At 47.9% G+C, this 14,808-nt stretch carries 15 protein-coding genes; 8 read left to right on the forward strand and 7 right to left on the reverse strand.

Annotated elements, in window-relative coordinates:
* On the reverse strand, window positions 1-770 hold a 770-nt coding region (locus HKN88_10185), incomplete at its 3' end, for a methyltransferase domain-containing protein (GenBank protein ID NNC98424.1).
* Window positions 771-830: 60 nt separating this feature from the next.
* Here HKN88_10185 and HKN88_10190 point away from each other — a divergent pair.
* From HKN88_10190 to HKN88_10210, 5 genes are all read left to right on the forward strand, one after another.
* Window positions 831-2,204 carry an MATE family efflux transporter gene (locus HKN88_10190; GenBank protein NNC98425.1) on the forward strand — a complete coding sequence of 458 codons (1,374 nt, stop codon included), beginning with the start codon at window positions 831-833 and terminating at the stop codon, window positions 2,202-2,204.
* A gap of 31 nt (window positions 2,205-2,235) precedes the next feature.
* Window positions 2,236-2,697, forward strand: a complete 462-nt coding sequence (locus HKN88_10195; protein ID NNC98426.1) for an LEA type 2 family protein — start codon at window positions 2,236-2,238, stop codon at window positions 2,695-2,697.
* 7 nt (window positions 2,698-2,704) lie between these two features.
* A complete protein-coding gene (locus tag HKN88_10200) occupies window positions 2,705-3,238 on the forward strand; it encodes a M15 family metallopeptidase (GenBank protein ID NNC98427.1) in 534 nt (177 codons plus the stop codon).
* Window positions 3,225-3,593 carry a hypothetical protein gene (locus tag HKN88_10205; GenBank protein ID NNC98428.1) on the forward strand — a complete coding sequence of 123 codons (369 nt, stop codon included), beginning with the start codon at window positions 3,225-3,227 and terminating at the stop codon, window positions 3,591-3,593. Before HKN88_10200 ends, HKN88_10205 begins: the two co-directional genes overlap by 14 nt.
* A 225-nt stretch (window positions 3,594-3,818) precedes the next feature.
* The gene (locus tag HKN88_10210; GenBank protein ID NNC98429.1) at window positions 3,819-4,328 is read left to right on the forward strand and encodes a GNAT family N-acetyltransferase; all 510 of its coding nucleotides are present in this window, start codon (window positions 3,819-3,821) and stop codon (window positions 4,326-4,328) included.
* A gap of 36 nt (window positions 4,329-4,364) precedes the next feature.
* Here the strand turns inward: HKN88_10210 and HKN88_10215 are convergent, their stop codons facing one another.
* The 5 genes from HKN88_10215 to HKN88_10235 form a co-directional block, all read right to left on the reverse strand.
* A complete protein-coding gene (locus HKN88_10215; protein ID NNC98430.1) occupies window positions 4,365-5,351 on the reverse strand; it encodes a zinc transporter ZntB in 987 nt (328 codons plus the stop codon).
* Between the two features lie 14 nt (window positions 5,352-5,365).
* Complete coding sequence (locus tag HKN88_10220) at window positions 5,366-6,214, reverse strand: mechanosensitive ion channel family protein (protein NNC98431.1); 849 nt, start codon at window positions 6,212-6,214, stop codon at window positions 5,366-5,368.
* A 76-nt stretch (window positions 6,215-6,290) separates the two neighbouring features.
* Entirely contained in the window at window positions 6,291-7,616 is a 1,326-nt protein-coding gene (locus HKN88_10225; GenBank protein NNC98432.1) for an MATE family efflux transporter, read from the reverse strand.
* Between the two features lie 32 nt (window positions 7,617-7,648).
* Window positions 7,649-8,017 carry an aspartate 1-decarboxylase gene (locus HKN88_10230; protein NNC98433.1) on the reverse strand — a complete coding sequence of 123 codons (369 nt, stop codon included), beginning with the start codon at window positions 8,015-8,017 and terminating at the stop codon, window positions 7,649-7,651.
* 138 nt (window positions 8,018-8,155) lie between these two features.
* Window positions 8,156-10,423 carry an MFS transporter gene (locus HKN88_10235; protein NNC98434.1) on the reverse strand — a complete coding sequence of 756 codons (2,268 nt, stop codon included), beginning with the start codon at window positions 10,421-10,423 and terminating at the stop codon, window positions 8,156-8,158.
* Between the two features lie 112 nt (window positions 10,424-10,535).
* Between HKN88_10235 and HKN88_10240 the strand changes: the two genes are divergently transcribed.
* The 3 genes from HKN88_10240 to HKN88_10250 all read left to right on the forward strand — a co-directional run bounded on the left by HKN88_10240 (window position 10,536) and on the right by HKN88_10250 (window position 14,206).
* Window positions 10,536-11,135: a fused MFS/spermidine synthase gene (locus tag HKN88_10240; GenBank protein ID NNC98435.1), complete on the forward strand. Its 600-nt coding sequence runs from the start codon at window positions 10,536-10,538 to the stop codon at window positions 11,133-11,135.
* On the forward strand, window positions 11,135-12,028 hold the full coding sequence (locus HKN88_10245) for a fused MFS/spermidine synthase (protein NNC98436.1): 894 nt from the start codon (window positions 11,135-11,137) through the stop codon (window positions 12,026-12,028). The genes HKN88_10240 and HKN88_10245 overlap by 1 nt, the downstream gene beginning before the upstream one ends.
* A 117-nt stretch (window positions 12,029-12,145) precedes the next feature.
* Window positions 12,146-14,206 (forward strand): multicopper oxidase domain-containing protein, encoded by a 2,061-nt coding sequence (locus HKN88_10250; GenBank protein ID NNC98437.1) that lies wholly within the window; start codon window positions 12,146-12,148, stop codon window positions 14,204-14,206.
* A 66-nt stretch (window positions 14,207-14,272) separates the two neighbouring features.
* On the opposite strand, the gene HKN88_10255 is transcribed toward HKN88_10250, so the two are convergent.
* Entirely contained in the window at window positions 14,273-14,740 is a 468-nt protein-coding gene (locus HKN88_10255; protein ID NNC98438.1) for a DUF962 domain-containing protein, read from the reverse strand.
* Between the last annotated feature and the right edge of the window lie 68 nt (window positions 14,741-14,808).

The raw sequence follows: 14,808 nt of genomic DNA on the forward strand, positions 1-14,808 counted from the left end.
TTCTCATCCTCCAGGCAACGGATAAATTCGTCGAAATAAGCGCTTGCTGTTTTTAAGTCAAGTGAACCGGCTTCGTCCATCGCCGTGGCATAGCCGTCACGCCAGGCGATGAAAATATCCCGAATAATATCTCGCGGTACTTTTTCGGTGTCAACGGTGATGTAATTCACGCTAACATTCTTCAGGCCGTGTTGTTTTAAAACCCGGTAGGCTTTACGTCCGATGCGTAAGTCGGTGCCAACATGCCGGGCAAAACCGAAGGCGCCTTTGAGAAAAAGATCTTCAACCTCGCTATTCACCGATGAGCAATGAATCATGCCGTAGTCTTCGGGAATGATGTGTAACCAGCCGCCGGGCTTGGTGACCCGGATCATTTCTGTGATCACACGGTCGGCATCCGGGACCGACTGCAGCATGTGTCGATTGACACAGAGATCAAAGCGGTCATCCTCGAAGGACAAGTTCATGGCATCGTCCACATTAAATTGCAGGCGTTGTGAGAATTCGGTATGGCGTTGCGAGGCGTATTGCAAATGACTTTCGATCAGATCCACCCCGGTAATTGATGCCTCGGGCATTTGACGCGCCAGACGTCCACAGATCTCGCCACTGCCACAGCCCACATCCAGAATTTGCGCAGCTTGCGGAAGCTTGTAGCGTTTCAAAAAATTTACTTCCTGTGGCCAAATAGCCTCGGCCTGGGCCTTGAGGGTACGCAGCATCGACTCATCGGCCATTTGCTTTTCTTGTGGATTGTGTTGGTGTGCCATTTTTTACTTCCTCAAACATCCACTGGTTACAATAGGCCAATATTTTATCTTAGAAATTAAATGTCCAAACAAGTAAAAAAAGCCATTCTGGTTGAAGGCGAAGTCCAGTCCACACTCATTCGTTTAACCATTCCGATGGTATTCGGGATTTTGGCGATCGTGGGATTTGGTCTGGTGGACAGTTATTTCATCAGTTTACTCGGCACCAATGAATTGGCCGCGGTCGGGTTTACCTTTCCGGTTGGTATGGTTCTTACCAATGTTGCGATCGGTCTTGGTGTCGGGGTGGCATCGGTGTTATCCCGGATCATTGGCGGCGGTGACTCACAACGCGCACAACGCATTGCCACCGACAGTATTTTTCTGGCGGTCATCCTGGTGAGTATCATTTCTGTGCTTGGCATTCTGACCATCGATCCATTATTCACACTCCTGGGGGCGGTGCCGGAAGTACTAAGCGTGATTAAGGAATACATGGTTATTTATTACCTCGCCGTACCATTTTTGGTTGTGCCCATTGTCGGGAATAGCGCGATTCGAGCAACCGGTGATACGGTTACCCCGGCTAAAATTATGGTGCTTGCGGCGTTTGGGAATGCGGTGCTGGATCCCTTACTTATCTTTGGTTTATTTGGTTTCCCGGAACTCGGGATTCGTGGAGCCGCCTACGCGACCCTGTTTGGCTGGATGTTTTCTACGGTGTGGGCCATGTGGATATTGCGTCGTCGCGAACATCTATTAACTTTCGAAAAACCCAAATGGGCCGAGGTTTTGCATTCCTGGCGCGATGTTCTGTACATCGGTGTACCAGCGGCAGCGACCTATTGTCTGGCACCGGTCGCGTCGGGCATTCTGATCGTGATTGTGGCCAATTACGGTACCGAAGCGGTGGCGGCCTTTGGGGTGAGTGAACGCATCCGCCCGATTGCTGCAATTGTTGCCTTGGGCTTGTCGTCCTCGCTTCCGGTATTTATCGGGCAGAATTTTGGTGCCGAGCGTCACGACCGGGTGGCCGAAAGTATTCGCGTATCCATCAAATTGATTGTGATCACCCAGTTGATCGTTACCGTGCTCTTGTTTAGTTTGTCGAAACCCATTGCCCTGGCTTTTAGTAAAGAACCCGAAGTGATCTCCTTGATCATCAGCATGTTGATGATAATCCCGATCAGTTATCTCGGGCTTGGTATTGCCATAATTTGCAGTTCGGCATTCAATGCCGTGAATAAACCGTATTACGCCATGGTAATGAATGTGGCGCGATTGTTTTTGTGTTTACTGCCGATGGCGTGGCTGGGTTCGGTCTTTTACGGTCTCAACGGGTTGTTCTGGGGTATCACCATTGGTTATCTGGCCGCCGGCCTGATCGCGGTTGTGTGGATGCGTAAGGAATTTTTGCAATTAGAATCATTAGAAGCGGCTTCGGATGTTGCATAATAGACATCTGAATGTTGCTCCGGAGTAGAAAATGAAAATCCTGAATCGCTCGCTAATTTTGTTGTTGGCCTTTTTAATGTGCAGTTGTTCGTCCTTGTCATCGATGGTGGAAAGACCGCAGCTCAGTGTGGACGACTTTAGACTCACCGATGCCAGTTTATTCCGACAAACTTTTAAAGTGCGCCTTAAAGTGGATAATCCCAACTCCTTTGCCTTGCCGATTCTCGGGCTGGATTACGGTGTGAATATCGCCGGCGTGGACATTACCCAGGGAACCACCAACGAAGGTGTACGCATCCCCGGCAATGGCAGTGATTATCTGGAGATTGATTTCGATACCAATCTAATGAAGTCTTTGCCCGATCTGATGGACGTGGTCAAAAGCGGTGGTAAAAATCTGGATTACAAACTTGATGGCAATGTGCGTCTGGGTAATGCTTTTTTCAAACAACTGCCGTTTAGTAAATCCGGAACGTTTGACTTAAGGTTATAAATTTCACGTGTCTCACACTAATCAACAAAAATTTGATCGATTTTTAAAACAGTCAGATCTTGATCCTGGTTTATTCAAGGAGCGCAATCTACCGGTTTTTGAAGACGCCAGCGATCTGGTGATTGCCGATGTCGCACAAAGCGGGCGCGAGCATTTATTAATACCGCAAGCCGCCAAAGCCTGGATGCGGATGCGAAATAAAGCCTTTATGGATGGCGTGAGTTTGATCATGGTGTCCGCCTTTCGAGGCTTTGATCGCCAGGTCGAGATCGTGCAGCACAGCATTGCGCAAGGTCAAAAACTCGAGGAAATCTTCAAAACCAGTGCGCCCCCCGGTTGCAGCGAGCATCATTCCGGTCGCGCGATCGATATTGGTACTATGGGTTGTGATCCCTTGTCGCAAGAATTTGCGGATACAGATGCCTTCGACTGGCTGGAAGTGAATGCTGAAAAGTATGGTTTTAAATTGTCATATCCGCCCAATAACCCATTCGGTTTCGATTACGAACCCTGGCACTGGTGTTTCCATGAGCAAACATGAGGAATTTAAGAATATTTTCAGTAAGCTCAGAGCCATTCTTAAACAACATGAGAATAAACTGGTCGTGGTCAAGAATACGGAAGATAATTATTATCTCGACACAGCGCATATTATGAAAAACCAAAAACCTTTGTTTTTCGGAGCCACAAATATTAAAAAGAATTACGTCAGTTATCATTTGATGCCGGTGTATGTAAACCCCGAACTGCTAAGTGGTATTTCTCCCGAGCTTGAAAAACGTCGTCAGGGAAAATCCTGCTTTAATTTCAAAACCAGCGACCCTGTGCTTTTCAAAGAGCTTGCCAAGATCACCCGGGCCGGGATTGCCGATTACAAAAGTCAGGGCTATTTGTAAGAGTGAACCATGGCGATTTGTGTTTTATGTTCCTAAACTTGAAAAACATGTCGGTATTCTCAAAATTAGTGAATCAGGATTCGATCTTGGTAAAGTTGTCAAGCGATCTGGAAACCGGCGAATGGCATAAGCGAAATCGGAAATTGTTAACGCAGTCGGAACATGATTGTGGTTACCGTATAATCGTTGCTGAACTAACCGGCTGACACTATGCAATCCAATATTATTACTCTCAGGCAATTAAACCTAAGTGATCTTAGTACGCTGCAAGAACTTGGCAAAAGAACATTTCTTGAAACTTTCGGAGATTCTAATTCTGATGCGGACATGCAAGAGTATTTGAGTAAAGCATTTACCGAGACAACTCTTAAAAATGAGATGTTAGACCCGGAGTCGAAATTTTTCTTTGCGGAAACTGACGCTGAGACTTGCGGCTATCTCAAGATCAATTGGGGCAAGGCACAAACCGAGGAATCTCGTAAGGATGCTCTGGAAATTGAGCGGATCTATGTACTTTCAGCCTACCAGGGTTACAAGATCGGGAAACAATTGTTTCACTACGCAATCGACCTGGCCAAACAGCGGGAATTTTCGCAAGTCTGGCTAGGGGTTTGGGAGAAAAACACCAAGGCTATCGAGTTTTATAAAAGACAGGGGTTTGAAATTTTTGACACCCACACCTTTACGCTGGGTAGTGATGCACAAACAGATTATTTGATGAGCAAGGATTTATGACGATAGAGTTCCCACAGGCTTAAGACTGCAAACTGTTTACATCCATTTCATAATCTTAAAAATTGCAACAGTTGCAGCACCGGTAAGTGCAATGACCGCCGAAGTGATCCAGAACCCCAATGGCGATTCAAGCAGCGGCATACCGCCCACGTTCATGCCCATCATGCCGGCGATCAGGCCCAGCGGTAGAAATATCGCCGCCACCACCGCCAAAACCAACATGGTGCGATTCATTTCCTCGGCGCGTTTATCCACCAACTGATCATACACAATTGCAGCACGTTCCCGTACTGCGTCTAGTTCCTCGGTCAGACGCGTGGTCTGGTCGCTGCCTTCGCGTAAGCGCAGACGGTCACGGTCGGTGATCCAGGGAAAATTCTGTATAGCCAGACTGTTCAAGGCATCGCGCTGTGGTGCCAGATAACGCCGTATCATGATCGCTTTGCGACGTAATTCGCCCAGGCCGACCCGCAAGCTTCCGGCATCCGCGTCCAGTACCTGTTCTTCCAAGTCATCAACTTCGGCATTCAGGTCGGTTACGGTCGGGGCCATGTAAGTTGCGATGTGTATCGCCAGGTCAGCGACAAAATCTCCCGGGGTAAGTGGTGGTCGCTTGCTGATAAATTGCTGCAAAAGACTATCTACTGCGCGTAAATTCCTTCCTTGCACTGTAACAATGCGGTGAGGCTCAATCCACATACGAAGTGCAACCATATCTTCAGGTTCGCCGCCCGGATTGAAATTAATGCCCCGCAAATTAAGTAAAACACCATCGCCATGTGGTGTGGCACGCGGGCGAGTGTCCTCAGCCAGTAAGGATTCAGTTACCGTAGCATCAATATCCGGATCACGAATCAACCAGTCTTGAACATTGGGGTCGCTGCGATTGAGATGTATCCAGTGAAAGCCTTCGCCTTTTTGGATGTTCTCAAGCTGGGAAAAATCCAGTTGTTGAGCGTTGCCGTTACGGCCAACCAACCAGAAATGCAAAAACCCCTCCGAGGTAGTTAGCTGTTGTGACATGATATATACCTTGACTACTCTGACACTGAATGTATTACGCGTTGCGGGAATGGTATCTCAATCCCTGCATCATCAAAAGCTTTTTTCACCGCGATGCGCAGCTCTGTGGCATTGGCTCGCCATTGCTCTCGTGGGAACCAGCAACGCGCGGTGAAATTTATGGAGCTGTCGGCAAATTCATCCACAAAGACCTCGGGCTCACCGGGTTCGGTGGTCATATTTTCTTGTTCACGCATGACCTTGAATAACAATTCGCGTGCTTTATCCAGATTGGTGTCATAACTAACACCGATGTTCACAGTGGCGCGCCGCACGTCATAACGGTCGAAATTTTGAATTCGGCTACCCCAGATCTGGGCATTGGGTGCGGAAACGAAAAGGCCATCAACGGTTTTTAGAATGGTGGTAAAAATTCCCACTTCCACCACGGTTCCAGTGGCGCCAGATGTTTCGATGAATTCACCAACCCGTAATGGCCGCAAGAACAGCAGCATGATTCCGGCAGCGATATTCGACAAAGTACCTTGCAGCGCCAAACCAATGGCTAAACCAGCCGCTGCCAAAATCGCGATCAGACTGCTGATCGGGATACCAACGTAGGAAAGCGCAACCAATACGGCAATGACCATAACCAAGGCGCGGGTTATTTTGCCCAAGAGGGGCTTAACCGTGGCATCGATGGCTGAATCATCCGCTTTCGCTAGCGCAGCTTTGACCAGGCGCTTGGCCCAATGCGATAATAACCAGCCAATGAAAAGTATAAAGATTGCAATCAGGCCTTTGGTCGCATACCCGAACATGACATCATTGGCCGGTAACATCCCGCCAAATTTTTCATTGAGTGAGTTTAAGAATTCTTGCATGTGAGCTCCCGTTTAGAATGCATAGTTTAATACATATAGCTTCAGTTAAAAAAATTTCAAGTTCATGACGCCGGTTTTAAAATTCGAAAAGCTTATTCCTGTCCTTATGTAAAAACACCGCGCGGGCAATTAAAAACAGCATAAAGGCCGCCCACAGTCCGTGATTACCAAAATTGATCAGGACCAGAGCAATCGGAATAAACACCAAGAAGGTGGAAGCCAGCATATTGAGCATCATCTCTTTGGTCTTGGTCGCACCAATGAAAATCCCGTCATACACAAAACACCACACGGAAACGATGGGCGAGATGATCAGCCAGAACAAATACTCTTTTGCCAGTTCGCGAATCTGTTCGATATCGGTGAGCAAATTAATAATGCCTTTACCGAAAAGTAAAAAGACCAGGGTAAATCCAACGGCAATTCCTGCTGCCCACTGAAAAGCAATGCGCATGGCTTTTTGTAAGCCCGATTTATTTTTCTCACCCGTTGCTCTACCGACCAGGGCCTCGGCGGCGTGGGCAAAACCGTCCAGTCCGTAAGCCAAGATCGCCTGAAAATTAATTAATACAGCATTTGCCGCAAGTATCGAGTCGCCAAAGCGGGCGCCTTGCGCGGTAAAAAAAGCAAAAGCCGTCATTAAAGACAGCGTACGCACCAGGATGTGGGAATTGACGGTAAAGAACCGTTTTAACTTGCTAAAGTCAAAAATTTCCTGCCGGTTCCAGCTGCCAGGATGACGCTGCAACAAGACTCTCCAATAAACCAGTCCGGCGCCCAAGCCGCAAAACTCGGCGATAACAGAAGCCAGGGCAACACCGTCTACATCCATGCCGAGTTGGGTAACAAACACGATGTCGAGAATAATGTTGATAAAGTTTGTGGTGAATAACATCAACATCGGGCCTCGCCCGCTTTGCATGCCGAGGAACCAGCCAATTAAAACAAAATTCGCCAAAACCGCCGGCGCACTCCAGATTCGCCACTGAAAGTATTTGATGGCGGTTTCAGTCACGATCGGACTGGCTTGTAACCAGTGCAAGGTCAAGCTCAGGGGTTTTTGAATCAGCAATAATGTGGTTGCCAGGGCGATGGCAACCATGATGGCTTGCATGAACACACTGCGCACTTCGGAATGCTGGTTTTTTCCATAGGCCTGGGCGATAAGTCCGGTGGTTCCCATGCGCAGAAAATTCATGCCCATGTATATAAAATTGAACAACACCGCCCCTACAGCCACGGCCGCCAAATAATGTGCACTGTCCAAATGGCCCATTACCGCAGTGTCGACAACACCCAAAAGTGGAATCGACAAGCTCGACAAGATCATCGGGGTCGCGAGATTTAAAACATCGCGATGTGAATAATTATGAGGGGTTTTTGAATTGATCTGTACCGACACGTTGTGGTCGCTTCAAGCGCTGGGGCTTTTGATTATTTTGGCGTGTGTAGATGGTTTACCGATTCTTCTTCCACCAGGTACTTCACAAAACGGTTTTCTTTATCGACCAGAATAACTTTTTGTTTAATTTGTTTTTTGGAGTAGGCAAACGCAATAATGATGACTTCGTCACCTTCTTTGATCAGGTGGGCGGCCGCACCATTCATGCAGATCACCCCGGACCCGGGTTCGCCGGCGATTACGTAGGTTTCCAGACGCGAGCCGCGTGTATTGCTGACCACCAACACTTTTTCGCCATCCCAGATATCCACACGCTCGAGTAACTCCGAGTCGATAGTAATACTGCCGATGTAACCGAGATTGGCCTCGGTGACTGTGGCATTATGGATTTTGGCGTGCATTAATTCGCGTTTCACAACACTACCTATTTAGTGATCGTCTTGATCGGGATAAACAACAGCCAGCTTTGGCCAGCGAGCGAGCATTGTAGTTAAAAAAGCCCCAAAAATCTGCGCCAGAGCGTTAATTCCGCTAAAAAATCAGTTCTTTTTCAGCAGTTCCTGCGCTTTTTGCTGAATTTCGGCTTCCGAGACCAATACCAGATTGGCCGCAGCACCCAATGGGATAAAGCTGTCTTTGCCCGTGACCCGCGCTTTTTTTACTTCCGGGCAATGTTCGTCTAGCAGAGTGAAGATTTCCTCACTCACACCACCGGTTGCACGCCCTTCATCCACCACCAATACTTTGGCAAATTGTTTGGCCTGCTCAACTATGTATTCTGTATTCAGGGGCTTGAGCCAACGCAGGTCTAAAATTCGAATTCTGGTGTCGGCATTTAATGCTTTACTTGCACGCAAAGACATTGGTACCCCGTTGCCGTAAGTGATGATCAACAGTTCTGCGGCCTGTTCGTTGTAAATTCTGCCACTTCCAAACGACACAATGTCTTCGGCGGGCGGGTAAGCAAAAACCCATTGCTCGTCTTTGTCGGCATACAGATCTTTACGCATGTACAAAGCAATCGGTTCCAAAAATGCCACAACGCGTCCATTCACTTTGGCCAGTGCGGTACAAGTGCGTAACATGCGTACCGCGTCGTCTCCGCGCGACGGGCAGGCGATGATCAAACTGGGGATGTCGCGCAAAGCGGTTATGGAGTTGTCGTTATGGAAATGTCCGCCAAATCCTTTTTGGTAAGCCAAAGAGGCTACCCGCACCACCATGCCGTTGGAGTACTGGTCTTGGGAAAAGAATTGCAATGAGCAGGCTTCCCCGCGAATCTGGTCAAGTGCATTGTGCAAATATGCCAGATACTGAATTTCGGGAACGGGTAACAATCCCATATAGGCCGCGCCCTGCGCCATACCCAAAATGGTGGTCTCATCCAACAAGGTGTTGAACACCCGGTTGCCTTTAAAGGTTTTCGCCAGACCGGAACTTACCGTATACACACCGCCTTTTTGGGCTACATCTTCACCGAACAGGGTCATCTCGGGGTATTTGCACATCAGGTCATGTAAGGCGCGATTGAGTTGAATGGAGAGGTGACGGGCTTTGGCATTTTCGGGAAGTTTGGCCTTTGAACCAAACACGGCAACGCGTTTCACGATATCGGCACGACGCTTGGCTTCGGTTTCAACCGCAGTCTGATCATAAGGCGCTTGCGGCTGCATGATCTCGCTGGCGTCGGTTTGTTTACCCTGTTTTGCGGCTTTTAGTGCGGCACTGCGCATGTGATTCCGAATTTTTACATAATCGGCGTAAATTTCATCGGCCGATCTCAAACCATGTTGCAAAACGCTTTTGGCAGTCAAGATCAAGGGGTCATTGGCTTCGGTTTTTTCAATGGCGTCCACACTGCGGTATTCGGTTTCCATGTCGGTACCAGCATGCCCGAGAAGACGCGATAATTTGAGGTGTAAAAACACCGGACGGCGGGTACGGCGACAATGTTCGATAGCCTCTTTGGTAACCGCGTAAGTGTCGATCACATCCAATCCATCGGCCTGAAAATAATCCAGCCCCGGGCGATGTTTGAAATTGGCTTCTACCCAGCCTCGTGGTGTGTGCACAGAAATACCCAGGCCGTTGTCTTCGCACACATACACCACCGGAACCGGGAGGTTCTGAAACGCGGTCCATTGAGTGGCGTTAAAGGCCGTGAGGGCGGTGGCGTGATTCGAACTGGCATCCCCAAAACTGCACACCACAATGCTGTCGTCGGGAATCGGTAAATCCAGATTGAGGCGCTTCGCTTGCTCCATGGCCACTGCAGTTCCCATGGCTTTGGGCAAATGGCTGGCAATGGTTGAGGTTTGTGGTAACACCCAGAGTTTTTTACTGCCCCAGACTTTGTGTCTACCACCCGAGATCGGATCATCGGCACTGGCACTGATCGACAAGGCCGCGTCGTACAAAGCATCGACACTTTGGTCTTTGGCACTGCGCGCCATCATGAACGCGCCACTGCGGTAATGTAAGAATGCCGGATCGGTTGTTCGCGTCAGATAGCCGACCACAGAATTGTTCTCATGTCCGGAACTTCCGATGGTGTAAAAGCCCTCATTGCGCGCCCGCATTTCGCGTGCAACCAGATCAACCTGGCGCGACTGCATTTGAAAATTCAATAACTCTAACAAGCTTGTCGCATCTAATCCGCTCTCAGGATCGATCAAGCTGTCTGGAGTGTTTGTAACCGGTACGCTTTCCCAAGACTGCAAAAAGTGAATAAAATTGTGATCCACAATCTCTGCACGATTGGTATTTCGGGTTCCTTGTCTGGCAAGACTTGAAGAAATTTTGCTCATGCGCCTACTGACTCGTGATGAAAGTGGCAATTTTACCCAATTTGCAATTGCATTATCCCAACGAATGTTTGATAGTGTGACCACCAAATCACTTCATAGAAGCAAAAATAATATGCGTAAAACCCTGCTTTTCACACTGGCCTTCATTGCCGGTTTTTCAATTATGGCCATCGAATTATTGGCCGGCCGAATTCTCTCCCCATTTTTTGGCGGCAGTGTCTATGTTTGGGGCAGTATTATCACGGTCTTTATGCTCGCGTTGTCGATCGGCTATCTGAGTGGCGGGCGTTGGTCATTGCATCAGCCCAACTTATACAAATTCGGTTTTTTATTTTTACTCGCCATGGCGTTTATGCTGCCGATCGCATGGGTGGATGAGCCGATATTAAATACCTTATCGGAATGGATCGATGACCCGCGTTATGGCTCTCTGGCCGCATCGTTAGTGTTATTTACCTTGCCGACCGTGGTTCTGGGCATGATCTCCCCGTACGCCATTCGCTTATTGATCGAGGCCCGGGAAGCGAGCGGTCAAACCGCCGGGCGATTGTATTTTGTGTCAACTTTCGGGAGTGCGGTGGGCACCCTGATGACCTCGTTCTATCTGGTTTTGTGGCTGGGAATTCGGGAAATTATTGTTCTAATCAGCACTTTATTGTTTATTGGCGGTCTGAGTGCTTTGATATTCGCCAAAACCAGGGGCCCTGAATAATGTTGCGTAAAGTTTTTCTTATCTTGATAGTGGCGAGTATTTTTGTCAGTAGCAGTTTGCAGGCCAGGGTTATCCATAAGGAGAGATCACTGTATCGAAACATTATGGTTACCCAGGAATCTGGCCAACGCTGTTTAATGTTTACCATCAGGCGTAGTGCCAAATCGCGTCAATCCTGTGTGGATCTGCGCAACCCGAAACGACTGGTTTTTCGTTACGCCCAGGTCAGCATGACAAGTTTTGCATTACAAGCCAAGCCCGAGAAGATCCTGATCATCGGTCTGGGCGGCGGAACTCTGCCGATGACCTACGCCGATTTATTGCCAGAAGCCGACATCACCTCGGTTGAGATCGACCCGGCCGTAACCAAAGTGGCCGAAGAGTTTTTTGATTTTAAAAGATCCGAACGCAACCGGGTAGCGGAAATAGATGCCCGGGTGTTTGTGAAACGGGCTTTACGCAAACAACAGAAATACGATCTCATCGTACTCGATGCGTTTAACGGGGATTACATTCCGGAACATTTGATGACCGCCGAGTTTTTGCAAGAAGTCAAAGACCTTATGGATAATGATGGTGTATTGGTCGCCAATACGTTTTCTTCATCCAAGCTTTATTCGCATGAATCGGCAACCTATCAATCGGTGTTTGGTGAATTTTATAATTTCAAGATACCATTGGGCAATCGGGTGATCATTGCAAGTATGAATAAATTACCCGGTTACAAAACATTGATCGAGCAAGCTCAGAAACTGGAGTTACCTTTACAAGATCTTGATGTGTCTTTGATGGATAACATCAGTTTGATCAAGCCCAATCCCGACTGGAATCCCAAAGCCCGCATTTTGACCGATCAATTTGCGCCGGCAAATTTACTGCAAGGTAAAAAATAAGCCGGGTAATTCCGATTGAAGATCTTTATATGAGTAAATTACTTTACGCATTGCTTTAAGTTGACAGCCAGCTTGAACCATCAATTTCAAATCCAAAAATCATTCTGGATCTGCGCTATGTATAAACGTCTATTTTTATTAGTTACAGTATTACTTTCTGCAACTGGCTTACAGGCCAAAGAGCTTACTTATGACCTGACCATTGACACTACCCTGGTGAATTATTCCGGCAAGGAAGTAATGGCAATGACCGTGAATGGCGGAATTCCGGGTCCGACCATTGAGGCCGATGTGGGTGACCATGTGACCATCAATGTGCACAATAAAATGGACGTGGCCAGTTCAATCCATTGGCACGGTATTTTGCTACCCAATCGCCAGGATGGCGTTCCCTATTTGACCACACCACCTATCAAGGCCGGACAAACCCTGACCTACACCTTTCCCTTAACCCATTCGGGCACCTATTGGTATCACTCACACACCGGATTGCAGGAACAACGCGGTGTGTATGGATCCATCGTGGTGCATGCTCCGGACGATGCCGAACAAGCCGATCGCGAATACGTTGTGGTGTTGTCGGACTGGACCGACGAAGACCCCAATCAGGTAATGCGCACCCTGAAACGCGGCAGTCATTATTACGCCCTGAAAAAAGGCGCCATGCAAAGCATTGCCGGTGCCATCAAAGCCAATGCCTTGTCCAGTATGATCCAGCAGTCGCGCGATCGAATGCCGATGATGGATATATCCGATGTGGCGTATGATGCGTTTCTGACCAATGGGAAAAAAGTCGATGTCCTCGAAGCCAATCCCGGTGAGATCGTGCGTTTGCGAATCATCAACGCCGGTGCCTCTACCTATTTTTACACCGAATACGCCGCGCATCGTCAACGCGTGATCGCTGCTGACGGCATATATGTAAAACCTTTTCGGGTGAAACGCAATTTGATCGCCATTGCCGAAACCTATGATGTAACGGTAAAAGTGCCAGATGAAGGATTGGCAGAGTTTCGCGCCACGGCACAAGATAATTCCGGTTATACCTCGCTGTTTATTGGCGATCCGAATTCGGATAAAAAACTATTCGCTCCCGATGTGCCCGCTCCGGACCTGTATAACATGCACGCCGGACATTCGATGATGACTATGGATATGGGTATGGATATGGACATGTCGAACATGCAGGGTATGGATCACAGTATGCACGGTGCATCTGCCGAGCGCCCAATGTCACCTTATCCTGAGTTACGCGCCTTGCAGCCCACCACGATCCCGGATTCCCAGCCATTGCGCGAGATAGATCTGGTGCTCAATGGCGACATGAACCGATATGTCTGGAGTTTTAATAACAAGACATTACTGGAGTCAGACTTTATCAAGATAAATCGTGGCGAAAAAGTTCGTATGACTCTGACAAACGAGACCATGATGCATCATCCCATGCATTTACATGGTCATTTTTTCCGGGTCTTGAGCGAGCAGGGTGAATACTCACCGTTAAAACACACTGTCGATGTGCCACCGATGGGTAAAGTGATCATTGAGTTTGATGCCAATGAGGAAAAAGACTGGTTTTTCCATTGCCATGTTCTGTATCACATGAAAGCGGGAATGTCGCGGGTGTTTTCTTACACCAATTCTACTTTCGACCCGGAAATGCAGGAATTGAAAAAGCAGTTTAATAAAAAAGATCACTGGTACAGCTGGGCAGACGTCGGGGTATTAAGCAACATGAGTGATGGCGTGATCAAGTCAATTAATACGCGCAAAACTCTAATGGCCAAATGGGAATCCGATTGGCAAAACGATTACGACGTCGATCTCAGTCTTGGTCATTATTACGATCGCTTCCTGAGTACCGAAATGGGTGTCGAGTTAAGTGACAGCCTGGAAGAAGAATTCGATACCCAGGCATATGTTGCGGTTAATTACCTTTTACCTTATTTGATCGAGAGTCAATTGCGTTATAGCCATGAAGGCAACGCACGTTTAAGTTTGGAAAAAGAATTTCAACTCACAGATCGCTTTGAATTGCATTTGGAAGGCGAATACGATTCACACGAAAAAGAAGAGTGGGCGGTGGAATTGGCTTACACCGTGAACAAGAAATTTGATCTTGTGATCAAGGAACACTCGGAATTCGGGTTTGGTGCGGGCGTGATGGTACGGTTCTAGACGGGTCGGTCAGGAGTGCCTTGCGACCGAAGCAGTGATGGCTAATCCGCTATTGGCGCAGATTCCCTAGATCTTGATTCCGGCCTTTTTATACAGAAAAGACAACAACCAGATCGGTCCGATCATCAAAAACTGTATGTCTTTCAGGAACGATGGTTTTTTGCCTTCAATTTCATGCCCGATGAATTGCACGATCCAGGCCACAACAAAAATGCCCAGGCTGGACTTCCACAGAGCAAGCTCAAGCCCATTGAGCCATTGAATAACCAGTACGGTTAAGGCTGAATACAACAGCATACCAATGCTGAGCTTGATGGACAAAAAAGTGTAATAGATCAATGCGAGCAGAATTAGCAATGTGCCAAAATTGAGCCAGGGCGAAATATTGCTCATGGCTTCTGGGACCGGGATAGACCAAAACAGTCCGATCACACTCAATACGATCAGTGGCACACAAAACCAGTGGATCAGTTTATTGGTCGGATTTTGATGGCTTTCACCATATTCTTGTAACCATTGGTCAATACTGCGCATGTTGATTTCAACTCTTGGTGAGATGCGCTAACTTTACTCCGATAATAATCGTCTCGCAATAGCTAATC

It is taken from the genome of Gammaproteobacteria bacterium, assembly GCA_013001575.1.
Classification (GTDB): Bacteria; Pseudomonadota; Gammaproteobacteria; order Steroidobacterales; family JABDMI01; genus JABDMI01.

Excerpts from the sequence above, each read along its gene's own strand:
- HKN88_10190 (NNC98425.1), top strand. The coding sequence starts at position 831 with ATGTCCAAACAAGTAAAAAAAGCCATTCTGGTTGAAGGCGAAGTCCAG.
- HKN88_10195 (NNC98426.1), top strand. The coding sequence starts at position 2,236 with ATGAAAATCCTGAATCGCTCGCTAATTTTGTTGTTGGCCTTTTTAATG.
- HKN88_10205 (NNC98428.1), top strand. The coding sequence starts at position 3,225 with ATGAGCAAACATGAGGAATTTAAGAATATTTTCAGTAAGCTCAGAGCC.
- HKN88_10215 (NNC98430.1), bottom strand. The coding sequence starts at position 5,351 with ATGTCACAACAGCTAACTACCTCGGAGGGGTTTTTGCATTTCTGGTTG.
- HKN88_10220 (NNC98431.1), bottom strand. The coding sequence starts at position 6,214 with ATGCAAGAATTCTTAAACTCACTCAATGAAAAATTTGGCGGGATGTTA.
- HKN88_10230 (NNC98433.1), bottom strand. The coding sequence starts at position 8,017 with ATGCACGCCAAAATCCATAATGCCACAGTCACCGAGGCCAATCTCGGT.
- HKN88_10235 (NNC98434.1), bottom strand. The coding sequence starts at position 10,423 with ATGAGCAAAATTTCTTCAAGTCTTGCCAGACAAGGAACCCGAAATACC.
- HKN88_10240 (NNC98435.1), top strand. The coding sequence starts at position 10,536 with ATGCGTAAAACCCTGCTTTTCACACTGGCCTTCATTGCCGGTTTTTCA.
- HKN88_10245 (NNC98436.1), top strand. The coding sequence starts at position 11,135 with ATGTTGCGTAAAGTTTTTCTTATCTTGATAGTGGCGAGTATTTTTGTC.
- HKN88_10250 (NNC98437.1), top strand. The coding sequence starts at position 12,146 with ATGTATAAACGTCTATTTTTATTAGTTACAGTATTACTTTCTGCAACT.
- HKN88_10255 (NNC98438.1), bottom strand. The coding sequence starts at position 14,740 with ATGCGCAGTATTGACCAATGGTTACAAGAATATGGTGAAAGCCATCAA.